General features: G+C 57.0%; 24 protein-coding genes and 1 tRNA gene. 1 reads left to right on the plus strand and 24 read right to left on the minus strand.

Annotated features, from left to right (window positions below; all coding sequences use genetic code 11):
- Positions 1-14: 14 nt before the first annotated feature.
- From yihA to BN1189_RS14335, 14 genes are all read right to left on the minus strand, one after another.
- On the minus strand, positions 15-596 hold the full coding sequence (yihA, locus tag BN1189_RS14270) for a ribosome biogenesis GTP-binding protein YihA/YsxC (protein ID WP_040228978.1): 582 nt from the start codon (positions 594-596) through the stop codon (positions 15-17).
- Entirely contained in the window at positions 593-2,917 is a 2,325-nt protein-coding gene (gene lon, locus BN1189_RS14275) for an endopeptidase La (protein ID WP_040228979.1), read from the minus strand. Before lon ends, yihA begins: the two co-directional genes overlap by 4 nt.
- A 126-nt stretch (positions 2,918-3,043) precedes the next feature.
- The gene (gene clpX / locus BN1189_RS14280; protein ID WP_040228980.1) at positions 3,044-4,318 is read right to left on the minus strand and encodes an ATP-dependent protease ATP-binding subunit ClpX; all 1,275 of its coding nucleotides are present in this window, start codon (positions 4,316-4,318) and stop codon (positions 3,044-3,046) included.
- A gap of 179 nt (positions 4,319-4,497) precedes the next feature.
- Complete coding sequence (gene tig, locus BN1189_RS14285; RefSeq protein ID WP_040228981.1) at positions 4,498-5,784, minus strand: trigger factor; 1,287 nt, start codon at positions 5,782-5,784, stop codon at positions 4,498-4,500.
- Positions 5,785-5,884: 100 nt separating this feature from the next.
- Entirely contained in the window at positions 5,885-6,865 is a 981-nt protein-coding gene (locus BN1189_RS14290) for a tetratricopeptide repeat protein (RefSeq protein ID WP_040228982.1), read from the minus strand.
- Positions 6,866-7,035: 170 nt separating this feature from the next.
- Positions 7,036-7,109, minus strand: a tRNA-Arg gene (locus tag BN1189_RS14295).
- A gap of 60 nt (positions 7,110-7,169) precedes the next feature.
- The gene (locus BN1189_RS14300) at positions 7,170-7,691 is read right to left on the minus strand and encodes a metallophosphoesterase (protein ID WP_052455890.1); all 522 of its coding nucleotides are present in this window, start codon (positions 7,689-7,691) and stop codon (positions 7,170-7,172) included.
- Positions 7,691-8,296, minus strand: coding sequence for an XTP/dITP diphosphatase (locus BN1189_RS14305; RefSeq protein WP_040228983.1), 606 nt, complete (start codon positions 8,294-8,296; stop codon positions 7,691-7,693). The genes BN1189_RS14300 and BN1189_RS14305 overlap by 1 nt, the downstream gene beginning before the upstream one ends.
- A 98-nt stretch (positions 8,297-8,394) precedes the next feature.
- Positions 8,395-8,886, minus strand: a complete 492-nt coding sequence (locus tag BN1189_RS14310) for a MarR family winged helix-turn-helix transcriptional regulator (RefSeq protein ID WP_098049703.1) — start codon at positions 8,884-8,886, stop codon at positions 8,395-8,397.
- 72 nt (positions 8,887-8,958) lie between these two features.
- Positions 8,959-9,183, minus strand: a complete 225-nt coding sequence (locus tag BN1189_RS14315) for a helix-turn-helix domain-containing protein (protein WP_040228984.1) — start codon at positions 9,181-9,183, stop codon at positions 8,959-8,961.
- Between the two features lie 129 nt (positions 9,184-9,312).
- Complete coding sequence (locus BN1189_RS14320) at positions 9,313-9,774, minus strand: acyl-CoA thioesterase (RefSeq protein ID WP_040228985.1); 462 nt, start codon at positions 9,772-9,774, stop codon at positions 9,313-9,315.
- Positions 9,775-10,512: 738 nt separating this feature from the next.
- A complete protein-coding gene (gene sdhB / locus BN1189_RS14325; RefSeq protein WP_040228986.1) occupies positions 10,513-11,310 on the minus strand; it encodes a succinate dehydrogenase iron-sulfur subunit in 798 nt (265 codons plus the stop codon).
- A gap of 24 nt (positions 11,311-11,334) precedes the next feature.
- Positions 11,335-13,083: a succinate dehydrogenase flavoprotein subunit gene (gene sdhA / locus BN1189_RS14330; protein WP_040228987.1), complete on the minus strand. Its 1,749-nt coding sequence runs from the start codon at positions 13,081-13,083 to the stop codon at positions 11,335-11,337.
- 55 nt (positions 13,084-13,138) lie between these two features.
- Complete coding sequence (locus BN1189_RS14335; RefSeq protein ID WP_040228988.1) at positions 13,139-13,744, minus strand: succinate dehydrogenase cytochrome b558 subunit; 606 nt, start codon at positions 13,742-13,744, stop codon at positions 13,139-13,141.
- 247 nt (positions 13,745-13,991) lie between these two features.
- Between BN1189_RS14335 and BN1189_RS14340 the strand changes: the two genes are divergently transcribed.
- Complete coding sequence (locus BN1189_RS14340) at positions 13,992-14,402, plus strand: YslB family protein (protein ID WP_040228989.1); 411 nt, start codon at positions 13,992-13,994, stop codon at positions 14,400-14,402.
- A gap of 73 nt (positions 14,403-14,475) precedes the next feature.
- Here BN1189_RS14340 and BN1189_RS14345 read toward each other — a convergent pair whose 3' ends face one another.
- From BN1189_RS14345 to BN1189_RS14390, 10 genes are all read right to left on the minus strand, one after another.
- Positions 14,476-14,844 carry a J-domain-containing protein gene (locus BN1189_RS14345; protein ID WP_040228990.1) on the minus strand — a complete coding sequence of 123 codons (369 nt, stop codon included), beginning with the start codon at positions 14,842-14,844 and terminating at the stop codon, positions 14,476-14,478.
- Positions 14,841-16,649: an excinuclease ABC subunit UvrC gene (uvrC, locus tag BN1189_RS14350; RefSeq protein WP_040228991.1), complete on the minus strand. Its 1,809-nt coding sequence runs from the start codon at positions 16,647-16,649 to the stop codon at positions 14,841-14,843. Before uvrC ends, BN1189_RS14345 begins: the two co-directional genes overlap by 4 nt.
- A 58-nt stretch (positions 16,650-16,707) precedes the next feature.
- Entirely contained in the window at positions 16,708-17,022 is a 315-nt protein-coding gene (gene trxA, locus BN1189_RS14355) for a thioredoxin (protein WP_040228992.1), read from the minus strand.
- A 183-nt stretch (positions 17,023-17,205) separates the two neighbouring features.
- Positions 17,206-18,183, minus strand: a complete 978-nt coding sequence (locus BN1189_RS14360; protein WP_040228993.1) for an electron transfer flavoprotein subunit alpha/FixB family protein — start codon at positions 18,181-18,183, stop codon at positions 17,206-17,208.
- 32 nt (positions 18,184-18,215) lie between these two features.
- The gene (locus BN1189_RS14365; protein WP_040228994.1) at positions 18,216-18,989 is read right to left on the minus strand and encodes an electron transfer flavoprotein subunit beta/FixA family protein; all 774 of its coding nucleotides are present in this window, start codon (positions 18,987-18,989) and stop codon (positions 18,216-18,218) included.
- 24 nt (positions 18,990-19,013) lie between these two features.
- Positions 19,014-19,787: an enoyl-CoA hydratase gene (locus tag BN1189_RS14370; protein WP_040228995.1), complete on the minus strand. Its 774-nt coding sequence runs from the start codon at positions 19,785-19,787 to the stop codon at positions 19,014-19,016.
- A 16-nt stretch (positions 19,788-19,803) separates the two neighbouring features.
- Positions 19,804-20,388 carry a TetR/AcrR family transcriptional regulator gene (locus BN1189_RS14375; RefSeq protein WP_040228996.1) on the minus strand — a complete coding sequence of 195 codons (585 nt, stop codon included), beginning with the start codon at positions 20,386-20,388 and terminating at the stop codon, positions 19,804-19,806.
- Positions 20,389-20,476: 88 nt separating this feature from the next.
- On the minus strand, positions 20,477-22,174 hold the full coding sequence (locus tag BN1189_RS14380; protein ID WP_040228997.1) for a long-chain-fatty-acid--CoA ligase: 1,698 nt from the start codon (positions 22,172-22,174) through the stop codon (positions 20,477-20,479).
- A gap of 243 nt (positions 22,175-22,417) precedes the next feature.
- Positions 22,418-22,831 carry a DUF350 domain-containing protein gene (locus tag BN1189_RS14385; protein WP_040228998.1) on the minus strand — a complete coding sequence of 138 codons (414 nt, stop codon included), beginning with the start codon at positions 22,829-22,831 and terminating at the stop codon, positions 22,418-22,420.
- 159 nt (positions 22,832-22,990) lie between these two features.
- On the minus strand, positions 22,991-25,351 hold the full coding sequence (locus BN1189_RS14390) for an endonuclease MutS2 (protein ID WP_040228999.1): 2,361 nt from the start codon (positions 25,349-25,351) through the stop codon (positions 22,991-22,993).
- Positions 25,352-25,358 lie beyond the last annotated feature (7 nt).

Genomic DNA, 25,358 nt, shown 5'->3' on the forward strand with positions numbered 1-25,358 from the left:
AGCCTGTCCTTTCTTTACATTCGTTTTTCGATTTCGGCCCATGCTTCTTCTTTGCCTTGTCCAGTCTCGGAGGAGAACAAGATGAGCGGGTCGGATGGAGCGAGGTCGAGGGCTTCTTTGATGATCTTCCGGTGTTTCGGAAGCCGGGCCCTTGAGATTTTGTCCGCTTTTGTGGCCACGATGATGATCGGCAGGTTGTAGTGCCTCAGAAAATCGTGCATGAGGATGTCATCCTCGCTCGGCGGATGCCGGAGGTCGACGAGCTGGATGACGGCCCGCAACGGTTCGCGGCCCGTCAAGTATTGCTCGATCATCCTTCCCCATGCTTCCCGCTCGGACCGGGATACTTTCGCATACCCGTAGCCCGGCACGTCGACGAAGAAGAGTTGTTCTTCGATTTTATAGAAGTTCAGCGTCTGGGTTTTCCCCGGCTTGGACGATGTCCTCGCCAGACTTTTTCGGCCGATCATCTTATTGATGAACGACGATTTTCCGACGTTTGACCGGCCGGCCAGCGCAAACTCCGGATAGCCGTCTTCCGGGTACTGTTCCGGCTTTACGGCGCTGATCGTGATTTCTGCCTGATTTACCTTCATGCTTGTTCCTCCTTGAGCGCCAGTGCGAGTACTTCGTCGGCCGTGTGGACAAGATGGAAGGTCAGGTCTTCACGGACGCTGTCCGGAATGTCGTCGATGTCCCGCTCGTTGTCTGCCGGGATGATGATCGTCGTCAAACCCGCACGATGTGCGCTCAGCGTCTTTTCTTTCAATCCGCCGATCGGGAGAACCCGGCCGCGGAGCGTGATTTCACCGGTCATGCCGACTTCTCGCCGGACCGGCTTTTTCGTCAATGCCGATACGAGCGCCGTGGCGATCGTGATGCCTGCGGACGGCCCGTCTTTCGGGACGGCGCCTTCGGGCACGTGGATATGGATGTCGGTTTCGTCGATGAAGTCCGGTTCGATCCCGAGTTCCTTCGCATGCGAGCGCACGTAGGAAAGGGCCGTCTGGGCGGACTCCTTCATGACGTCGCCGAGCTTCCCGGTGAGAATCAGCTTCCCTTTTCCGGCGGACAGCGCCACTTCGATCTGCAGCGTGTCTCCGCCGACCGTCGTGTAGGCGAGACCGGTCGCCACGCCGATCTGGTTTTCCCGTTCGGCCATGCCGTACCGGAATTTCGGTTTTCCGAGCATGTCTTCCACTGTCGCCGGATTGACCGTGACCCGCTTGCTTTTGCCGGAGACGATCCGCTTCACTGCTTTTCGGGCGATCGCGGCGATCTGCCGCTCAAGGGAACGGACGCCCGCCTCCCTCGTATAATAGCGGATGATGTGAAGGATCGCTTCGTCGGTGATCCGCAGCTGGTTCTTCGTCAAGCCGTGTTCCTCCAGCTGTTTCGGATACAGGTGGTTCCGGGCGATCGCCTGTTTCTCAAGCTCGGTGTACCCGGCGATCGAAATGATTTCCATCCGGTCGCGGAGCGGTCCCGGAATCTGGCTCAAGTCATTCGCCGTCGCGATGAACAGCACATTCGACAAGTCATACGGCTCTTCGATGTAATGATCGCTGAAATCGTGATTCTGTTCCGGGTCGAGCACTTCGAGCATCGCCGAGGACGGATCTCCCCGGAAATCGTTGGACATCTTGTCCACTTCGTCAAGAAGGAACACCGGGTTGATCGTACCGGCCTTCCTCATCCCCTGGATGATCCGGCCGGGCATCGCCCCGACATAGGTCCTGCGGTGCCCTCTGATTTCCGATTCGTCCCTCACTCCGCCGAGGGAGATGCGGACGAATTTGCGTCCGAGCGATTCTGCGACGGACCGGGCAAGCGACGTCTTTCCGACGCCCGGCGGTCCGGCGAGGCAGAGGATCGGCCCGCGGAGCGAGTTCGTCATCTGGCGGACGGCGAGGTATTCAAGCACCCGTTCCTTCACCGACTCGAGGCCGTCATGGTCCCGTTCAAGGATGCGTTCGGCCCGGTTCAGATCAAGCCGGTCTTCCGTCGCTTCCTTCCACGGGAGCACCAGCAGCCAGTCGATATAGCTGCGGATGACGCCGCTTTCGGCCGCGGCGGCCGGGAGCCGCTCGTACCGGTCGAGTTCACGCAGTGCGGCGGCGAGAACATGATGCGGCATGTCCGCTTCAAGGATCTGTTCGCGCAGCTCGGCCACTTCCCCGCCTTTGCCGTCGGCGTCTCCGAGTTCGGTCTGGATGGCCTTCATCTGTTCGCGCAGGTAGAACTCTTTCTGCGTCCGCTCCATCGCTTCCTTGACCCGCTGGTTGATCTTCTGTTCCAGCCCGAGCACTTCCTGCTCATTGAGCAACCGGCTGATTAGCCATTCAAGCCGTTCTTTCACGTCGAGCTGTTCGAGGACTTCCTGCTTTCCGGCCACTTTCAGCGGCAGGTTTGCTGCAACCATATCCGCCAGCCGGCCCGGCTCCGAGATATCGGAGACCGATTCGAATGTCTCGGCGGTCACTTTCTTGGACAGTTTTGAGTATTTCTTGAACTGGTCCAGCAGCGAGCGCATGAGTGCCTCGTGCTCGATATCCTTCTCGGTCGTTGCGTCCAGGATCTCGATATCGGCCGTATCGTACTTTTCGCCTTCATGCAGCCGGGTCAGGCGGGCCCGGTCCGTTCCTTCGATCAGGACGCGCATCGTCCCGTTCGGCAGTTTGACCGTCTGTTTGACCTCTGCAATCGTGCCGATTTCATACAAGTCGTCCAGTTCCGGACGTTCGACGGCGATGTCCCGCTGGTTTCCGAGGAAGACGAGGCTGTCCTCGAGGAGAGACTGTTCAAGGGCTGCCATCGACCGCTCCCGGCCGACGTCAATATGGAGCACCATTTTTGGAAAGACCAGCATTCCCCTGAGCGGCAGGAATGGGATCTCGTTTCGATTTGTTGTCGGCATATCCGGAGTCACCTCCATGTATTCATGTCCGTTTGGGGATCGTTTAAACATCCCCGGTTGCGAAAAAAGCCGGCGTCCGCGCCTCGCCGTCCGGCGGCTGGGCGGATGCCGGCTCTTCCTTTTGGATCAAGCCGATGTTTTTTCGCTGTTCGGATCATCGTTCACCGGTTTTCCGTCCTTGTCGAGCAGGATCGGATGTTTTTCATCGGTGACAGACTCTTTCGTGATGATGCAGTCAACGACGTCTTCCCTTGATGGAAGGTCGTACATGACATCCAGCATGATATTCTCGATGATGGACCGGAGGCCGCGCGCCCCCGTCTTCCGCTCGATCGCTTCGGCTGCAATGGCATGCAGGGCGTCATCTTCAAACGTGAGGCGGACGCCGTCCAGTTCGAGCATTTTTTGATATTGCTTGACGATGGCGTTTTTCGGCGCCGTCAGAATCTGGACGAGCGTATCCTCATCGAGCGGTTCGAGGCTCGCAAGGACCGGCAGCCGGCCGATGAATTCGGGAATGAGCCCGAAACGAAGCAGATCTTCCGGAATGAGTTTCGAAAGAAGGGATTCTTCCATGACTTTCTTCTCGTTCGGTTCTGCCCCGAAGCCGATGACTTTCTTGCCGATCCGGCGCTTGATGATGTCTTCAATGCCGTCGAACGCACCGCCGACGATGAAGAGCACATTTGTCGTGTCGATCTGGATGAATTCCTGATGAGGATGCTTGCGGCCGCCCTGCGGCGGTACGCTTGCAACCGTGCCTTCCAGGATCTTCAGGAGCGCCTGCTGGACGCCTTCGCCGGAAACATCACGGGTGATCGACGGGTTTTCGGATTTCCGCGCCACTTTGTCGATCTCATCAATGTAGATGATGCCTTTTTCCGCGCGATCGACGTCATAGTCGGCCGCCTGGATGAGTTTCAGGAGGATGTTCTCGACGTCTTCACCGACGTAGCCGGCTTCCGTGAGAGATGTGGCATCCGCCATCGCGAATGGAACGTCCAGAATGCGCGCAAGCGTCTGGGCGAGGAGGGTCTTCCCGCTCCCGGTAGGCCCGATCAGGACAATATTGGACTTGGCCAATTCCACATCGTCGATCTTGCTTTCGGAGTTCACGCGCTTATAGTGGTTGTAGACGGCGACGGAGAGGGACTTTTTGGCCCGGTCCTGGCCGATGACGTACTCATCCAGGATCCCCTGGATATCCCGGGGCTTCGGAACGTCTTTCAGCTCGAAACCTTCTTCGGTCCCGACTTCTTCCTCGACGATTTCCGAGCAGAGCTCTATGCATTCATCACAAATATATACACCCGGTCCGGCTACCAGCTTGCGTACCTGTTCCTGAGGTTTGCCGCAGAAGGAGCAGTTCAGGTTTTCATTTTCATCGTTGAATTTAAACAAAATGGTTCACCCCTTATCAAGTGACAATCTTACAAGATTGCCTATATGATGGCAAATAATTCGTCCTCTCCCTGCCTGAGGACAAGCTTTCCTCTATTGTACCGGAAATCAATCTATTATATGTATAAAATAAGGCGCTGGATGTCCCGGCGCCTTATTTGCCTTGCTATGGAGATGAATTATTCGTTTACGCTTGCGTTGTCGACGAGGAATTCGATCGTCTTTTTGAAGCGGATGTCGTTCTCGAGCATTTCTGTCCCGCCGAGCACCGATTTGATCTGCTCAGGTTCCATGCCGAACTGCTCGGACATCGTCTTCAGTTCTTCCTGGACATCGTCTTCCGACACGTCGATGTTCTCTGCATTGGCGATGGCTTCAAGAACAAGCGATACGCGGACGCGCATTTCTGCATCTTCCTGCATTTGCGCACGGAGCGCCGCCTCGTCCTGGCCGGAGAGCTGGAAGTACAGGTCAAGCGTCATGCCCTGCTGCTGAAGGCGCTGGCCGAATTCCTGAACCATGCGGTCGACTTCCGATTCAATCATCACTTCCGGAAGTTCGATCTCGGAGTTTTTCGCGACGGTTTCAACGAGCTCGTCGCGGAGCGCCATTTCAGCGGCTTCTTTCTTCTCCGTGGCTGTCTGTTCTTTCAGCTTGCTGCGGAGCTCGTCGAGTGTTTCGACTTCGCTGTCCAGTTCCTTGGCGAACTCGTCGTCAAGTTCCGGCAGCTCAGGCGACTTCACTTCGTGGACCGTCACTTTGAATGTCGCCGGCTTTCCTGCGAGTTCCGCTGCATGGTACTCTTCAGGGAAAGTCAGTTCGACGTCTTTCGATTCGCCGGTTTTGATGCCGACGAGCTGTTCTTCGAATCCTGGGATAAAGCTGTCGGAGCCGAGTTCGAGCTCGTAGCCTTCCGCTTTGCCGCCTTCGAAGGCCTCGCCGTCCGTGAAGCCTTCGAAATCGATGACGACCGTGTCGCCTTTCTCTGCCGGCTCGTCCTCTTTGATGATGAACTCGACATTGGCCTGGCGGCGGTCGTTCAGCTGTTCCTCGATTTCTTCATCGGTTACGTCCGTGTCCTGGCGTTCGACTTCAAGACCTTTGTAATCGCCGAGTTTCACTTCAGGCTTCACGGTTACGGTCGCCTTGAAGATGAGCGGCTGGCCCTGTTCGATCTGTTCGATCTCGATATCCGGACGGTCGACCGGGTCAATGCCGGCTTCGTCGATTGCATTGGAGTACGCTTCCGGAAGGATCTCGTCGACTGCATCCTGGTAAAGGGACTCGACGCCGAACATCTGCTCGAACATTTTGCGCGGTACTTTGCCTTTGCGGAAGCCCGGAACGTTCACTTGCTTGACGACTTTCTTGAACGCCTTGTCGATGCCTTCGTTCACTTTCTCTGCGGGCACTTCTACAGTCAGGATTCCCTGGTTGCCCTCTTGTTTTTCCCAATTCACTGTCATATTAAAAACCTCCAGACATGATCATTCGCACGGTAGCGTTCGTGTTCACTTGTTTGACAACTTTTTCAGTATAGCACAGATGTGCGCAGTTTCAACAATTTCATAACTGCCGGCTGTTGTGGGCGAGCTCGATGCGATTGATGAGGTCGATCACCGGATGGGCACCCGCATCCGTGCCATCGAACAGGCTTTCGATATATGTATGATAGGCATCCGCCACTTCCTCCGCCGGCTGTCCCGGCCACTCGAACGGATAAGCCGTGAAACGATAGGTCCTGAGCAGCTGGACGGCGATCTGTTCCTTCGACGGATCCTTAGAGAACCGGTCGATCAGGAGCCGCTCCACTTCGGCGGTCTTTTCCATCTGTTCGGGTCCCGGCAGGCCGTTCGGGATGAATTCACCGGAAAGGCCCAGCTTCCTGACGGTGACCGGTTTTCTGTACCCTGCCGCAGAAAGCAGGATCAGCGCATAGGTGATCACCATCGGCGGAGCTTCCTGCCTGCCGGCCAGTCCGACGAGAAAATCCGTCCAGCTGTGCAGCCCCGCGTCCGGGATGGCCGACAGGAGATCATGCTGCTCCACTTCCGGCAGGGAAAGGAAGTCGACGATCGCCGGCGGCTCGCTCTCCGGTTCTTCTTCCGGCTCATCATCCCGGTCCTGCAGGCGCCGGTTCAGCCCTCTCAGGTAAATGAATTTCTCCCGTCTTTCCGGCGGGATGGCCCCCTCGTCAAGAAGTGCGGAGATCGTCTCCTCCACCTCCTCGTATTCCCGGAGCTGGATGCAGATCGACAAGTACATCTCCATCGCCTCGACATATTTGGCCGGCCCCGCCTGCAGGTAGCGGGAAGTCGCTTCCTTCGCCTCCGGGTATTCCCTCATCTCATAAAGACAGACGGACAAGGCGCCGAGGAGCCTCGGATTGGCCGGCTCATGCCGGAGTGCCTGATGGAGGACAGGAACCGCTTCGGCAAAGCGTTCCTCGTTCACGAGGCGCATCCCTTCCGCATACAGGCGTTCAAAGGATCCCGGCAGAAAGATGACATTGCCCCGCTTTCGAAGATTTCTTTTCTTTCTGCGCAACGATGCCACCCCTTCCACCTCTTGTCTTTACATCATAGCATAGCCGGAGGCGTGTTTGAAATACGCATTTCCTTTCGGTTCCCGCATCCAACGGGAAAATAAAGGCACGAAGACAGCCAAAAATAAAAAACGCCTTTCCTCGGCCAGGAGCCGTTGGAAAGGCGCAGGTACGTCCCAGGCAGGATTCGAACCTGCGACCGACAGCTTAGAAGGCTGTTGCTCTATCCTGCTGAGCTACTGGGACAAGCGGCAACCTGAAAGTTGCACAAGACAAAAACTATTATAGGATGACGGAACTTGAAAGTCAACGCCGCCCGGGGAAATTAATGAATTCCTGCGCAGCCGCTTCCGTGCCGTCCGGCTTCTTGAACCGGACGGTGACTTGATCCCCCTCTTTTTCGATCACCGCATAGGTCGGCGGGTTTCCGGGCCAGGGCTTGGCGGCACTGCCCGGATTGACGAACAGCGTGCCGGCATCCTCTACTGCCCCGAACCGGTGGGTGTGGCCGAAGAGGACCAGGTCGGCGTCCCGTTCGGCCGCCTCGTACCGGAGACCGAGCATTCCGCTCTTCACACCTTGAATATGTCCATGGACGGCCAAAATCCGGAGATCCCCGGCTTCCAGCATCCGGTGCTCGGGAAAGGCCCCCGGCGGATCGCAGTTCCCCTGGACCGCCGCGAAGCCGGAGAGCGCCGGGTCACCGGACTGGAACTCACTGTCCCCGCAGTGGATCAGCAAGTCCGCGCCTTTCTCGGCCTCCCTGAAACAGCGGATGACTTCCCGGTCGCCATGCGTATCGCTCAGGACGGCGATTTTCCAGTCCATCAGCCTTCCTCCCCGAAGAGGGTCCCCGCCTCTTCTTCCAGCTGGCGGATGGCGGCTCCCCGGTGCGAGACCGCGGCTTTTTCCTCCGGAGTGAGCTGGGCCATCGTCCGCTCTTCGTTCGGGACGTAAAACACGGGGTCATAGCCGAATCCGTTGTCGCCGGAAGGTGTGCGCATGATCCTGCCTTCACACGAACCTTCATAGTAATGGGTCTCTCTCCCCGGTCCGGACACTGCCAGCACACAGATGAACCGGGCGGTGCGTTCCTCGTCGGGCACATCGGCGAGTTCTTCAAGTAGCTTTTCGATATTCTTCCCGTCGGTCGCATCCGGTCCGCTGAATCGCGCCGAATAGACCCCCGGCCGGCCGCCGAGCGCATCGACGGCCAGGCCGCTGTCGTCCGCGATGACCATCTTGCCGAGCCGTTCCGCCACCGTTTCCGCCTTCAGACGCGCGTTTTCCCTGAATGTGGTGCCCGTCTCTTCCACATCCAGATCCTCCGCCACGTCGTGGAGCGTGAGCACCCGGACGCCGTACGGTGCCAGCAGGGTTTCAAAGTCCTTCGCCTTGCCTTTGTTTTTCGTCGCAATGATAACTTCCTTCATTTTTCGTCTCCTCCTTGTCGCTCCTCCGTATGATTGCCTGTTCGGGAAAATCCAAAACCCGGAGGCACTTTCCGGCCCCCGGGTCATGATCAACGGATTCACTTACCTTTTTGCTGCTTCCGCTTCCGTCTGCCTTCCTGCATGCCTTCCTGCAGTTTCGTCAGCATCGACGAAAGATTCACCACTTCCTCCGGTGAAAAATCCGAAAGCACTTCCTGGAGATCATACCGCCGTTTTTCGATCACTTCTTCGATGATCCGCTCCCCGTCCTCCAGAAGGTGGATCCGGACGACCCTGCGGTCCTGATCATCCCGAACTCTCTTGACCAGCCGATTTTTCTCCATCCGGTCGACAAGGTCGGTTGTCGTCGAGAAGGCAAGATACATCTTGTTCGACAGGTCCCCGATCGTCATGTCCCCGTGTTCGAGCAGCCATTGAAGGGCCACGAACTGGGGCGGCGTGATCGGATAGTTGTCGAGAATCTCCCGTCCGCTCTGCTTGATCAGCGCGGATATATGACGCAGCTCTTTTTCCAGGAATGCGATTTCATCCGGATTGTGCTGCCCATGTTCTCTGTTGGAACCAGCCATCATCTCACCACTCCCCGAAACCGATTGCATGTCTATATTGTGACGCGTTTCCACCGGAATGGCAAGGGGCTTTTAGTCAAGCGAGAGTTCCGACAGCCGAAGAAGCTCGACGATCGCCTGAGCGCGCCCGGATACCCCTAACTTCTGGATGGTGTTCGAGATATGGTTCCGGACCGTCTTTTCGCTGATTCCCAACCCGGCGGCGATCTCTTTTGTCGTCTTGTCCTTCACGAGCAGCTGGAAGATCTCCCTCTCCCTTTTCGTCAGCAATGAACGATGATGCAGCTCATCCGCCACTTAGCGCCCCTCCCCTCAACTCTTCATCACAGCGTATGATGAAAAGGCCCGGCGGGTGAGGGCTTTCGCCCGGCCGGCATTCAGATGAGAGGAAAACTTTCGGCTCCCGGCTTGAGGGTGCGCCGTCTCTTAGCGTGCAGGCGTACCGGCCGGATTGAAGGCAAGGCGGTCGGCTTCCGTCCATGGTGACGGCTTTCCGGTCTTCCGGTTGATCTTGACGATCGTCCCGCGGCCGGTGAACACGGCATCGCCGTCCCCGTCTGTTGCAAGATAATGCAGGTCAACGGAAGAACCGCCGACTTTCGCGGCTTTCACATGAAGATGAATCGTCTCATCAAAAAACACTTGTTTCAGATAATCACATTGCAGATCCGCGACAACCGGGATATGTTCCTGGTCAGGATTGAGCCAGTCATTCACCAGTCCGATGTGCTTGAAAAATTCAATCCGGGCATGCTCGAAATAAGTGAAGTTCACTGTATTGTTCAGATGCCCGTACATATCCGTTTCAGAAAAACGGACGGTCACCGGCGTGGAAAACCGGAATCCCTCTTTCCATGCATCGAAGTCCTCTATATATTGTACTCTCATCCTTATCCCCCATTCCACCGACTGAACGGTCATTCATTTTCAATGATAGCAGAATATTCAATGGAACGGAAGGAAATCCGCAAGAATCGATTGGAGTGTGCGCCGAAAACCTCGGGGCCCGTCCCAAAACCTTGCAATCGTTGTGCAGGAATGCGGTTTGGATTGAGGATGAGGCAATTTGGAAGATAGGTTTGCAATTAGAATATGGAATTTGCAATTAGAGGAGCCGATTTGCAATTAGAAGCAGGAATTTGCAATTAGAGGACCGGATTTGCAATTAGAATCACGAATTTGCAATTAGAAGATCCGATTTGCAATTAGAATCACAAATTTGCAATTACAGGATCCGATTTGCAATTAGAATCAGGAATTTGCAATTATATAAGTTGAATTATATTCTGTGCATTCATTATCCTGGCCGATTGGAGTGGAAGGCGGCGACTCCAGTGGGAACAGCGCGAGCTGAAGACCCCGCATGTGCTGTCCAACGCTTCGCTTTTGGACGCAGACGCCAACCTCCGTATTGGCGCCGGCTGAAGCCGTGCCCACGGAAAGCGTCCGCCTGCAACGGAAATCGACGGAATGAAGTTAATTATCTCAACTTATATAGAAACACAGTTTTGCAATTAGAGAACGGATTTACTATTGGTCATACGGATTTGAAGATATTGTGCCGAAAATGCAAAAAACCCGTCCGGGCCGGGTATGCCGGCTGCGGGCGGGTTTTGGGCTTTTCGATCAGTCGACCAGGTGGTCACTGCCGAAGAAGTTTTTGAACGAATGGATCGTTGCCGAGCGGTTCATTGCGGCAATCGACGTTGTGAGCGGAATGCCTTTCGGGCAGGCGACTACACAGTTCTGCGAGTTTCCGCATTCCTGGAGACCGCCGTCCTGAAGGAGCGCATCCAGACGTTCGTCTTTGTTCATGGCGCCTGTCGGGTGCGTGTTGAACAGGCGGACCTGCGAAATCAGTGCAGGGCCGATGAAGTTGGTCTTGTCGTTGACGTTCGGGCAAGCTTCGAGGCAGACGCCGCACGTCATGCACTTCGAGAGCTCGTAAGCCCATTGGCGTTTGCGTTCAGGCATGCGCGGACCTTCGCCGAGGTCATACGTGCCGTCGATCGGAATCCATGCTTTGACCCGCTTGAGCGAGTCGAACATGACTTCCCGGTCAACGATGAGATCACGGACAACAGGGAATGTGCGCATCGGCTCGAGTTTGACCGGCTGTGAAAGGTTATCGATCAATGCCGTGCAGGCCTGGCGCGGACGGCCGTTGATGACCATCGAGCAGGCACCGCACACTTCCTCGAGACAGTTCATTTCCCAGTTGATCGGAGTCGTCTTTTTGCCGTCGGTATTGACCGGATTACGCCGGATTTCCATGAGTGCCGAGATGACGTTCATATTCGGGCGGTATTCCACCTCGAATGATTCCCAATACGGCTTCGAATCCGGACGGTCCTGACGCTGGATGTCAAAACGGACTGTCTTCTTCGCCGTATTCTTTTCCTGTACGGCAGTTTGTTCAGCCATTGTTTGTGTCTCCTTTCTCGGTGATCAATGCTTCTTCGTATAGTCGCGTTCACGCGGCGGGATAAGCGAGACGTCGACGTCTTCGTACGAGAAGACCGGTGCAGAGACGCCGTCGAACTTGGCTTTCGTCGTCTTGAGCCACTCTTCGTCGTTCCGTTTCGGGAAGTCCGGCTTGTAGTGGGCACCGCGGCTCTCATCCCGGTTAAGGGCGCCGAGCGTAATGACGCGCGCCAGATAGAGCATGTTCTTAAGCTGGCGGGTGAATGTCGCGCCCTGGTTGGACCAGCGCTGCGTATCGTTGACGTTGATGTTGTTGTAACGTTCCAGGAGTTCCTGGATCTTGTAGTCCGTTTCCTGGAGCTGATCGTTGTAGCGGACAACCGTCACGTTCTTCGTCATGATCTCGCCGAGCTCTTTGTGGAGGACGTAGGCATTTTCCGTGCCGTCCATCTTCAAGATGCCTTCCCACTTGTCCTGTTCCTTCTTGACGGCGCCGTCATAAAGGGCCGAGGACAGGTCTTCGGCATGCTTGTCAAGACCTTCAATGTACTTGACCGCGTTCGGTCCGGCAACCATGCCGCCGTAGATCGCGGACAGGAGCGAGTTCGCACCGAGGCGGTTCCCGCCGTGCTGGGAGTAGTCGCATTCGCCGGCAGCGAACAGGCCCGGAATGTCCGTCATCTGATCGTAGTCGACATAGAGACCGCCCATCGAGTAATGGACTGCCGGGAAGATCTTCATCGGCACCTTGTGCGGATCTTCGCCCGTGAATTTCTCGTAGATTTCGATGATGCCGCCGAGCTTGACGTCCAGCTCATGCGGATCTTTATGGGACAGGTCGAGGTAGACCATGTTTTCGCCATTGATGCCGAGCTTCTGGTTCACGCAGACGTCGAAGATTTCACGCGTCGCGATGTCACGCGGCACGAGGTTTCCGTATGCCGGGTATTTCTCTTCAAGGAAGTACCACGGCTTGCCGTCTTTGTAAGTCCAGATCCGGCCGCCCTCGCCCCGTGCGGACTCGGACATGAGCCGGAGCTTGTCGTCTCCAGGGATCGCAGTCGGGTGGATCTGGATGAACTCGCCGTTTGCGTAAGTTGCACCCTGCTGGTAAACGATCGATGCTGCGGAACCGGTGTTGATGACCGAGTTCGTCGACTTCCCGAAGATGATCCCCGGTCCGCCGGTTGCCATGATGACGGCATCCGAGCGGAACGACTCGATTTCCATCGTTTTGAGGTTCTGTGCCATGATGCCGCGGCAGACGCCGTCGTCATCCACGACTGCCCCGAGGAACTCCCAGTTCTCATACTTCTTGACGAGGCCTTCCACTTCATAGCGGCGGACCTGCTCGTCAAGGGCATAGAGGAGCTGCTGTCCAGTCGTCGCACCGGCGAAAGCCGTGCGGTGGTGCATCGTTCCGCCGAAACGACGGAAGTCCAGAAGACCTTCCGGCGTCCGGCTGAACATGACGCCCATCCGGTCCATCAGGTGAATGATGCCAGGTGCAGCCTCTGCCATTTTCAGGACAGGCGGCTGGTTTGCAAGGAAGTCACCGCCGTATACGGTGTCATCGAAGTGGATCCAAGGGGAGTCGCCCTCCCCTTTCGTGTTGACTGCACCATTGATGCCGCCCTGTGCGCAGACGGAGTGCGAACGTTTAACGGGAACCAATGAAAACAACTCGACCGGCGTGCCTGCTTCGGCAGCCTTAATCGTCGCCATCAGTCCGGCAAGTCCGCCGCCGACGACGATCAATTTGCTTTTCGCCATTTCTAGTTCACTCCTCAGTTCGTTCAATACTAAGCTACAATTGCGGATCCGGCGATCAGACGAATGCGAAGATCGCGCGGATGCCGATCACGGACAGGGCGAGGAACAGCACTGTCATGACGTATGTGGAGATGCGCTGGGAACGGGCAGACTGGGTAACGCCCCAAGTGACGAGGAACGACCAGAACCCGTTGGCGAAGTGGAATGTCGCGGAAACGACGCCGAGCACGTAGAACGCGATCATGAACGGACTGGAGAACACGTCCGCCATCATGTCGAAGTCCACTTCGGTTCCGAGCGCCTTCTGGATGCGGGTCTGCCAGATGTGCCATGCGATGAAGACAACAAGAATCACACCCGTGATCCGCTGGAGCAGGAACATCCAGTTCCGGTATGTACCGTATCGGTTCACGTTCGGCTTCCCGGTGAACGCGATGTACAGACCGAAGAATGCGTGGAACATGAGCGGGATGTAGATGACGATCCACTCCAGCCAGAGCACGAACGGCAGATTGCCCATGAAGGCGGATGCCCTGTTGAACGATTCCACTCCATTCGTGGCAAAGTGGTTGACGATCAAGTGCTGGGTCAGGAACAGGCCGATCGGAATGATCCCGAGGAGCGAGTGCAGCCGGCGCAGGCCAAAATCATAATCTCTCATGAATTCTCTTTACCTCCCTTGGTACTGACAAACAGGCAGGCGACGACGCCCCCGCCTGTTGACGGAAGCGAACATTGACTGCTTATTTCATCATGATTACAATATTAGGACATGACCATTGTACTCCTCCCCCCTAGGGAAATCAAGGTGACCGACACAAATTCGACAAGAGCCGCCAATCCGGCTGCGGAGCAGCAGATAGCGGTGCCGGATCAGTTCGGAAGGTCAGAATGGATGAGGTGATTGGATGTCTGAGGAAAACGGGACGGCCGTCCGGGAAGAGGCGACCCGGTTCGGTTATGAATTAATCCGCGACCACGTGCTTCCGTCGGTGCTCGGGAAGCATGAGAGTGATATCCTCTATTGGGCCGGCAAAGAACTGGCGAGGACCTTTCCCCTGTTCCGGATGGATGAGGCTCCGGAATTTTTCCGGGAGGCCGGCTGGGGTGGCCTTTCCGTCGAGCGGGAGGCCAAAAAGGAGGCTGTCTGGCTGCTGGAGCCCGATCCCGAGTACGTGAAGAGGGGCAGCCGGTCCTACATGCTCGAGGCCGGTTTTTTGTCCGGCCAGTATGCGAAGATCCACGAGTGCGAATGTGAATGCCATCCCGAGCCGGACAAAAAGAAAGGGCTGGTCCGGCTGAATCTGGTATGGGCTTGAAACATGATAAAAGCGAAGGCCGCGACAGAGTGATCCACCCGCCGCGGCCATTTTTTTGTTGCCCTTTCTCCGTTCACCATTTCAGCTTGTCCTGGATCTGCCGGTTATACTCCTTGAACGCGCTGCTGTTCGTCGGAACTCCCTTTTTTGCAAGGAGAGAGTTCATTTTTTTCATCTGTTTGTTGTAGGCGGTTTCCAGGTCGGTCTTTTTCGAAGCCGGCGCATGCTCGATCCGGCCGCCGAGTTCGGTCATCTCTTTCTGGACGAACATCGCCTCGTCATCATAGCCGCTGTTCTTCAGGATCCGGACCGCCATCCGGATGTCGGGCGGCAAGTGTTCGAATTCATCTTTCGGGAGCGGCTTCCCTTTGCCCGGCAGGTGATCGAAGTCGCCCTGCTCCCTCGCCTTCCGGATCGCGTCTTCAACGATCGTCCAGTTCATCCCTTCTCCTCCGATCCTTCTTTGGCCGCCTCCGCTTCCTTGAAATAGCCGGCGACGGTCTCGGCCACCGCCTGCGGAAGGCCCGCTTCCTTCAATTGTTCGGCGGTGGCTTCGCGGATTTTCTTGACGGAACCGAAATGCTTGAGCAGCTGGCTTTTCCGCTTCGGACCGACACCCGGAATTCCGTCGAGCGAGGAGGTGAGGGACTTGGCCCCCCTCCGCTGCCGGTGGAACGTGATGGCGAACCGGTGGACCTCATCCTGGATCCGCTGCAGCAGGTAGAATCCTTCGCTCGTCCGCTTGAGCGGAACGACTTCCGGCGGGTCTCCGTACAGGAGGAGTGCCGTCTGGTGCTTGTCGTCCTTCGCCAGTCCCGCGATCGGGATGTCGAGTCCGAGTTCGTCTTCCACCACTTCCCTGGCGGCGCTGATCTGCCCTTTCCCGCCGTCGATGAGGATCAGGTCGGGCAGCGGCAGCCCGTCTTTCAGCACCCGGACATAGCGCCTGCGCACCACTTCCCTCATGGCCCCGTAGTCGTCATGCCGGGCGGCGGTCCGGGTTTTGTACTTCCGGTAGTTCTTTTTATCCGGCCGCCCGTCGATGAATGACACCATCGCGGAGACGGCTTCCGCCCCGTACGTGTGCGAGTTGTCGAATGCCTCGATCCGCAGCGGGGCGGCAATGCCCATCGCCTCGCCGAGTTCCTCGCACGCCCCGACCGTCCGCTGTTCCTGCCGTTCAATCAGCTGGAACTTCTCGGAAAGTGCAATGCGCGCATTTTTGGCGGCGAGCCTGACGAGGTCTTTTTTCTTCCCGCGCTGGGGGACACTGACTTTCGCACTGAGCAGCTCCTGGACGATTTCCGCGTCCGTGCCTTCGGGCAGCAGCAGCTCTTTCGGCAGCAGGTGCTCGGACTTGCCGTAGAACTGTCCGATGTACGTGAGGAATTCCTCGTCCGGATCCCGGTAAAGCGGGAACAGGGAAACATCCCGTTCGATGAGCTTGCCCTGGCGGATGAAGAACACCTGGACGCACATCCAGCCCTTGTCGACCGCGTAGCCGAACACATCGCGGTCCGTCATGTCGTTCGTCGTGATCTTCTGCTTTTCCATGACCGTCTCGATATGGGAGATCTGATCCCGGTATTCCTTCGCCCGCTCGAACTCCAGTTCTTCCGCTGCCCGGTTCATCTTTTCCGTCAGGTCCCGCTTGACGTCCTTGTATCCGCCGCTCAGGAATCTGGCGATGCCGTCGGTCAATTCCCGGTAGGTTTCCGCGGGCACTTCATTGATGCACGGGGCCAGGCACTGGCCGAGATGATAATAAAGGCAGACCCGGTCCGGCAATGTCTGGCATTTCCGGAGCGGGTAAAGCCGGTCGAGCAGCTTTTTCGTCTCCGCTGCCGCGTAGGCGTTCGGATAAGGGCCGAAGTATTTGCCCTTGTCCTTCTTCACATTCCGGGTGATGATGAGCCTCGGGTGCCTCTCCGCGGTGATCTTGATATACGGATACGTCTTGTCATCCTTCAGCATGATGTTATATTTCGGGTCATGCTTTTTGATCAGGTTCAGTTCCAGTATGAGCGCTTCGATGTTGGATGATGTGACGATATACTCAAAATTCTCGATTTCAGAGACGAGCCGCTGGGTCTTCGCATCATGCGACCCGGTGAAATAAGACCGGACCCTGTTTTTCAGCACTTTCGCCTTGCCGACATAAATGATCGTCCCCTGCCGGTCCTTCATGAGGTAGCAGCCGGGCTGATCCGGCAAGATTGCCAGCTTCTGCTGGATTCGTTCGTTCATAGTTTCTCACCTGCCAAAAAGAACCGGGCACCACAGGGGCCCGGTTCTCGTGTTTCTGTTACGCGTGCTGTTCGATGAATTGGACAAGTTTTTCCTTCGGATTGAATCCGACGACTTTGTCCACGATTTCGCCGTTCTTAAAGAGGACGAGTGTCGGGATGGACATGATGCCGTACTTGCCGGCTGTTTCCTGGTTTTCATCCACATCGACTTTCACGATCTGTACTTTGTCTCCGATTTCAGCGTCCACTTCTTCCAGGACGGGCGCGATCATCTTGCACGGTCCGCACCACGTTGCCCAGAAGTCGACGAGCACGAGTCCGTCGGATACTTTGTTCTGGAAGTCCTGGTCGGTTGCATGTTGAATAGCCATATTGGAGATCCTCCTTGTTATCGGGCAATGCCCCGGTGAAAACAACCGGTGCACGCGGTACGCGGCATCGCCTTTTTTATTGACTGCTACCGGTAGTATAGCACGGCCCCGGATTCCGGAGCGAATGTTCTGCCCGGGCCAAAATGCGGCCCCCGAAGTACTCATACCCGGGGGCCTGCAGGATCATGCATTCACTTTTGTTTTCTTGATCTCTTCGATCATCATCGGAACCACTTCGAACAGGTCGCCGACGATTCCGTAGTCCGCCACCTTGAAGATGTTGGCTTCCGGATCTTTGTTGATGGCGACGATCACTTTCGAGTTCGACATCCCGGCGAGGTGCTGGATTGCCCCGGAGATGCCCGCTGCAATATACAGATCCGGTGTGATGACCTTGCCTGTCTGCCCGATCTGCAGGGAGTAATCGCAGTAGTCGGCGTCGCACGCTCCGCGCGATGCGCCGATTGCTCCGCCGAGCAGGTCTGCGAGTTCTTTCAGCGGTTCGAAGCCTTCAGGCCCCTTGACGCCGCGGCCGCCGGCCACGACGACCTTCGCCTCGGACATGTCGACGCCGTCGGTCGCTTTTGTGACGACATCCTTTACAACGGAGCGCAGGTTCTGGATGTCTGCGCTCACGGACGAGACGTCGCCGGAGCGGCTTTCGTCCTTTGCCGGTGCCGCGATGTTGTTCGGGCGGATTGTGAAGAAGATCGGTCCTTCGTTGATCTTCACTTTTTCAAACGCCTTGCCGGAGTAGATCGGGCGGATGAAGACCGCGTCTTCCCCTTCGCCTTCGATGTCGGTTATGTCGGAGACGAGTCCGCTCTTGAGCTTGGCCGCGATCTTCGGCGACAGGTCCTTCCCGAGCGCCGTGTGGCCGAATACGATTGTTTCCGGCTGCTCCTGTTCGTAGACGGCCATGAATGCCTGGCCGAAACCATCGGATGTATAGTGTTTGAGGTGCGGGTGTTCGACTGTCACGACACGATCCGCGCCGTATTGGATCATTTCCTGGCCGAGCCCCTGTACGTCGTCCCCGATCAGGACACCGACAACTTCTCCGCCGTCCGATACTTTCTTCGCTGCCGCGATGGCTTCAAACGAAACATTCCGCAAAGCGCCGTCGCGCGCTTCCCCTAGTACAATCACTTTGTTGGACATAGATTACCCCTCCTGATTCGAATAATACCGGCTCAGATGACTTTCGCTTCGGTGCGGAGCAGCTGGACGAGTTCCTTGACCTGGTCCCCAAGATCGCCTTCAAGCACACGTCCCGCAGCTTTCTCGGGCGGAAGGAAGATTTCGATCCGCTCCGTTTTCGCTTCGACCTCATCTTCATCGATGTCGAGGTCGTCAAGTTCGAGTTCCTCAAGCGGCTTTTTCTTCGCCTTCATGATCCCCGGAAGGGATGGATACCGCGGATCGTTCAGTCCCTGTTGCGCCGTGACGAGCAGCGGCAGTTCCGCTTCGATCGTCTCGGAGTCGCCTTCGACGTCCCGCACGATGTTCGCCTTTTCGCCGTCGACCTTCAGTTCGGTGATCGTCGTCACGTAGTTGATGCCGAGAAGCTCGGCCACACGCGGGCCGACCTGACCGGAACCGCCGTCGATCGCCACGTTGCCGGCGAGGATGAGGTCCGCGTCTTTGTCCTTCAGGTATTCGGCGATGATCGTGGCCGCCGTGAATTCGTCGATGTCATCGAGATCGTCGTCCGTGTCGATGAGGACCGCTTTGTCGGCTCCCATCGCAAGCGCCGTGCGAAGCTGCTTTTCCGCGTCTTCCCCGCCGAGCGTGAGGACCGTCACTTCGCCGCCATGCTCGTCGCGGAGGCGGATCCCTTCTTCAACCGCATATTCGTCGTACGGGTTGATGATGAATTCCGCTCCGTCTTCTGCAATTCCACCGTTCTGGACAGAGATCTTCTCCTCTGTGTCGAACGTCCGTTTTACAAGTGCGTAGATGTTCATGTTGCCATCCTCCCCTTCGAATGTTTATCTTCCCTGGAAATCGGGTTTGCGCTTTTCGATGAAGGCTGCGATGCCTTCTTTGGCGTCTTCCGAAACAAACACTTCTCCGAATGACTCGGCTTCCGCCTTCACGCCTTCATGGAAGCCTTCATGCTTTCCGTACTGCAGCATCCGGAGAGCGGCCCGCACGGAGACGGGGCTCATTTTGGCAATCTTCCCTGCCGTTTTGAGCGTCTCATCGAGCAGTTCGTCTTCGCCGAAGGCCCGGTTTGCGAGCCCCCAGCTGACGGCTTCCTCCCCGGTGATCGGCTCGGCGGTCAGCATCATCTCCGCAGCCTTGGCCGGTCCGACGTACCGCGGAAGCCGCTGCGTGCCGGCAAACCCCGGGATCAGTCCGAGCGAAAGCTCAGGAAGCCCCAGCTTCGCTCCGCTCGTGACGAACCGCATATGGCAGGACATCGCCAGTTCGAGTCCGCCGCCGAGCGCCGCGCCGTGAATGGCGGCAATCACGGGCTTCGGGAAGTTTTCCAGCCGTTCGAACACTTGCTGGCCTCTCCCGGAAAGCCCGGAAAATTCCTCGCCGGACTCTACTTCCGTGAATTCCTTGATGTCCGCCCCTGCCGAGAAGAAACGTCCTTCCCCGTGCAGAACGATCACCCGGACGTCCGGATCCTGTTCGACTTCATCCAGGAGCTGGTCGACCTCGCGGATCAAGCCTTGTGAAAGCGCATTCGCAGGCGGCCGCGTGATTGCGGCGATCGCCAGTTTGTCCTTCTTCTCCACTTTCAGGAATTCCATCCGAAACTCATCCCCTTCAGTCGGCTTTCATGCCTTTCATGAGCAGCCTATGTACATTCGGCGCCAGTTTCATTAAATCATATTTCTGACCGTTCATCACCCATGAGGTGATAATTTCATCCATGGTGCCGAACACCATCTGCCGCGCGAGCCGGATATCCATCTCTTTTTCAAATTCTCCCCGCTCGATCCCTTCGGCCAGGATCCGGTCCAGGAGGGCCAGATAATCTTTGAGCACATTATTGATCTTGTGCCGCAGATCCTGATTGGATTGGCGGAGCTCGAGCTGGGTGACGATGGCCAGATGATGGTCCGAGTAGATCACGCGGAAGTGGTTCTCGATCATCCGACGCAGCTTCTCCTCGGAAGTTTCGTTCCCATCCAGGATCTTCTGCAGGTTCTCAACGAAGATCGACATCTTCTCACGGAACACCGAAACGAGAATGTCTTCTTTGTTTTTGAAGTAAAGATAAATCGTCCCGTCAGCGACGCCCGCCTGTTTGGCAATCTTCGAGACTTGCGCCTGATGATAGCCGTTTTCGGCAATGACGATGACCGCGGCGTCCACGATCTGTTTGTATTTCGGCTTGTTCCGCTTCAAAGATTCCACCACCAAAGAAAAAGAAATATGAATGATGGTTCATTCATATTTCTATATTAGACTGCATATATCGGTCTGTCAAGCGTTCTCAGGAACCGACTTTCTCCTCGTCGAGTTTCTTTTTCTCCTCGTCCACAAGCTTGCGGCGGAGGATTTTTCCGACGGCCGTCTTCGGCAGTTCATCACGGAATTCATACAGCCTCGGCACTTTGTAGGCAGCCAGATGCTTCCGGGAGAATTCGTTGAGTTCCTCTTCCGTCACTTCATGGCCTTTCTTCAGGACGATGTAGGCCTTCACGGTCTCTCCCCTGTACGGATCCGGCACGCCGGCGACCACGCATTCCATGATGGCGGGGTGCTCATAAAGCACTTCTTCGATGTCTCTCGGATATACATTATACCCGCTCGCGATGATCATGTCCTTCTTCCGGTCGACGACGTAGAAGTAACCGTCCTCGTCCATGTAGCCGAGATCGCCTGTCAGGAGCCAGCCGTCTTGCAGTGTGGCCGCGGTATCTTCCGGACGGTTCCAGTACCCCTTCATCACCTGGGGCCCCTTCACCGCAATTTCACCGACTTCTCCGACGGCCAGCGGCTCCGTTGTCCCGTTCTTGAACACGGTCGCTTCGGTATTCGGCCAAGGGATGCCGATCGAGCCTCTTTTGCGCTCCCCGTCCCAGATGAGGTTCGCGTGCGTGACCGGGGAGGATTCGGACAGGCCATAGCCTTCCACCAGTTTCCCTTTCGTCACTTTCTCGAACTTCTCCTGGATGTCGACCGGAAGCGGAGCGGAGCCGCTCAGGCATGCCTTGATCGACTGGAGGTCGTATTTGGAGATGTCCGGGTGGTTGAGCAGGCCGATATAAATGGTCGGCGCGCCCGGGAACAAGGTCGGCGACTGTTTGTCGATCAGCTTGAGGACGGTCTCCGGATCGAATTTCGGAACGAGCACCATCTTGTTCCCCTGCGCCACGGACAGGACGAGGACGGTCGTCATGCCATACACGTGGAAGAACGGGAGAATGCCGAGGACCGTTTCTTCGCCCGGCTCGCATTTGTACATCCAGGCCTCGCACATCTTCGCATTGGCCATCAAGTTGCGGTGGGTGAGCATGACGCCCTTCGGAGAGCCGGTCGTGCCGCCCGTGTACTGAAGGAGTGCCACTTCATCCGGCTCGGGGCCATCAAGCGCAATCGGTTCCGCCTCGGAGCGCTTGATGGCTTCCGTGAACAGATGGTTCCGTCCCCGGTGCTCGACTTTAACGGTCATCCCGTATTCCTTGCGCTGGACGAACGGGTATAGGAGGTTCTTCGGGAATGGCAGGTAATCCTTGATGCCCGTGATGATGACCTGCTCCAGAGGCGTTTCGCCGATGACCTTGGCGATCCGCGGATACAGGATATCCAGGCCGACGATCACTTTTGCTCCGGAGTCCTTCAACTGATAGGCGAGCTCCTTCTCGGTATACAGCGGGTTCGTCTGGACGACGATCGCCCCCGCATACAGGATTCCGTAGAAGGCAATGACGTTCTGCGGACAGTTCGGCAGCATGATCGCCACGCGGTCCCCTTTTTGGACGCCCAGCCCCCGGAGGTAGTTGCCGAACTTCAGCGAGGACTCATACAGTTCCCGGAATGTCACTTCCCTTCCGAGAAAATGGATGGCGACTTTGTCCGGATACTTCTCTGCCGAGTGCGTGAGACTCATCTGAATCGGTTCTTCCGGAATCTCGACGATCGGCGGGATTTCCTCGGGATAGTGCTTGAGCCATGGTTTTGCCGTCATGAACAGACCCCTTTCTCCTGTTTAATCGTTAGAATATTCCTATTTCAAGGATACACAACATTGGAGGCGCTTTCAATAGCAGAATGAATAAAAGCACGGGGGTCCCCCGTGCTCAGTTGAAAAACAGCCACCAGATGCCGACGATGATGAAGCCGGCGCAGATAACCAGCAGCAGTTTTGCAAGTTTGATCATATCCAATTCGGTTTACCGCCTTTCGATCGCTGCGGATGGTGCCATGCGGGTCAGGTGATGCTCGCTCCGATGACAAAGCTGAGCCCGACCGAGATGATGAATGAAATAAAACCGACCGCCCGGTTGTCGTTGCCGATTTCCTCGTCGATCTTGAACTTCGGAGTGAGGAATTCGAACAGCCAGTAGGCCATGATGAGGAGGAAGAAGCCGAACAGGCCCCAGAGCAGCATTTCCGGCAGGGTCGAGTGCTGCTGGATGGAGTGCCGGAAGATATTGGCCACGCCGAAGATCTTCCCGCCGGTCGCCATGGCGACGGCCAGGTTGCCGTTCTGGATTTCTTCCCAGTTCTTATATTTCGTCACGAGTTCGAACAGCACCATCGCCACGACAAGGCAGAGGACGGTGACGCTGAAGTAGCCCGCTGATTCAACGAGCGGATGGGTCCAAAAGCCGGATAGCAGCATACAGTTGGCTCCTTTGCCGTTTTAATCTTTGCTTACGGCGCGGGCGCCCGGAAGGTTTCGTTTTTTTATGGAATGAGCACTTTGGATCAGGACGGAGAGGGCCGGTTGATCGAATCGGCCGGCTCGGCCGCCGGGCATCGTTCCCTTACGCCAATGATCTTATTTCAGTTCTACGACCGTGACGCCGGATCCGCCTTCGCCCGCTTCCCCGAAGCGGAAGCTTTTGACGCGGGAGTGGCGGCGAAGGTATTTCTGGATGCCTTCGCGCAATGCGCCGGTCCCTTTGCCGTGGATGATCGAGACGCGTGGGTAGTTCGCGAGGAGGGCGTCGTCGATGTACTTTTCGGTCCGGCGGATGGCGTCTTCGTAGCGCTCGCCCCGGAGGTCGAGTTCCATCCTGACTCCTTCCGCGGAACGTCCGCGGACATTCGCGACTGTGACCGTTTCTTTCGGCTTCTCCGGTTTCACGTACTCCAGGTCCGATTCGTGCAGGCGCATCTTCAGGATGCCGATCTGGACGAGCCACTCGCCGTCCGATCCTTTTTCGAGAAGCGTTCCTTTCTGGCCGTAGCTGATGACCTTGACTTCGTCGCCGGGCTGAAGTTCATGTTTGGCCGGCTTCGCCTTGGTCTTCGGCTTTTTGCGCAGGTCCTCTTGAGGCACTGCCCCTTCGAGCCGTTTCTTCGCCTCGATGAGTTCGTGCTCTTTCACCTGCGCACCGGCGTTGAGGCGCATCGACCGGAGTTCGGAAATGACGGTCTCCGCTTCCCGGCGGGCGTCTTCCACGATTTTCTTCGCCTTCTCCTTGGCCTTCTCTTCCAGCTGGTCCTTCTTCGAATCATACTCCGACAGCCGCTCTTCCAGTTGGCTCCGGAGTTCTTCGGATTCATGCAGTACGCGTGCGGTCTCTTCGGCGTCTTTCTCCGCCTGGACCCGGCTCGCTTCCAGCGACGTGATCATCGTCTCGACTTCATTTCGGTCCTCGCCGGTGAATGTCTTCGCATGACGGATGATGTGATCCGGGAGGCCGAGACGCTTGGAAATCTCGAAGGCGTTGCTTCGTCCGGGGACCCCGATGAGGAGGCGGTAGGTCGGGCTGAGCGTCTCGACGTCGAACTCGACGCTCGCATTCACGACGCCCGGCCGGTTGTAGCCGTACGCCTTCAGTTCCGGATAGTGGGTCGTCGCCATGACGCGTGCGCCCCTGCCGTGCACTTCATCGAGGATTGCGATGGCGAGCGCCGCGCCTTCCTGCGGATCGGTGCCGGAGCCCAGTTCGTCAAACAGGACGAGCGAGCGCTCATCGAACCGTTCGAGGATGCCGACGATGTTCACCATATGGGAGGAGAACGTGCTCAGGCTCTGTTCGATCGACTGCTCGTCACCGATGTCTGCATAGATGCCGTCGAATACGGCCATCTCCGATCCCTCGAGTGCGGGGATCGGAAGTCCCGACTGCGCCATGAGCGTGCAGAGTCCGACCGTCTTCAGTGTGACGGTCTTGCCGCCCGTGTTCGGACCCGTGATGACGATGGCGGTCGTGTCTCCGCCGAATTCGATCGTGTTCGTGACCGCTTCTTCCCGCGGGATGAGCGGATGGCGGGCTTTCACCATGCGGATCGATCCTTCGTCGTTCACCCCCGGGATGGTCGCTTTTTCCGCCATTCCGTATTTGGCTTTGGCCAGGACGACATCCATGTCGCCGAGGATCCCAATGAGGACGAACAGTTCATGCGCATGCCCCTGGACCTGTTCCGACAGCATCCGGAGAATCCGCTCGATTTCCTCGTTCTCCTTCATTTTCAGTCGGCGGATTTCATTGTTCGCCTGGACGACGGCATCCGGCTCGATGAACAGCGTCTGTCCGGAGGCCGACTGGTCGTGGACGATGCCGCCGAAATGGGTCCGGTACTCCTGTTTGACCGGGATGACATACCGGTCATTCCGGATCGTCACGATGGCATCCGACAGCATTTTGGCGTTGTTGCGGGTGTACTGCTCGAGCTTGTCCCGCACGCGCCCTTCCTGCGCGCGGAGCTGCTGGCGGATCGACCGGAGAGCGCCCGACGCACTGTCGACGACTTTCCCGTTGTCATCGATGCACGCATTGATCTCATGTTCAAGTGCCGTCAGGACCGGCATCTCTTCTTTTTTCGCGAGGAACAGGGGAATGTCGATCTCCCCTTCCGCTTCGATCGCCTCAAGAAATTGCCGGAGGATGCGGCCGGCGCGGATCGTGCTGGCGGTTTCCATCAGTTCCATCGCGCCGAGCATGCCGCCAGCCTGTGCCCGCTTCGAATAAGGACGGATGTCGAACAGCCCGCCCATCGGAACGTTGCCGCGGATGCGGTAGATGGCGAGCGCCTCGTCCGTCTCTGCGAGCAGCGCGGCGACTTCGCCGAGATCAGTGGACGGGACGAGACCGGAGATCCGGCTCCTCCCGAGCACCGATGTGCAGTGCCCGGCCACTTCATCGCGGATTTTATCAAATTCAAGTGTCTTCAGGACTCGGGAGTCCATCGGCTGC

The organism is Bhargavaea cecembensis (genome assembly GCF_000826125.2).
Lineage (GTDB): Bacteria > Bacillota > Bacilli > Bacillales_A > Planococcaceae > Bhargavaea > Bhargavaea cecembensis_B.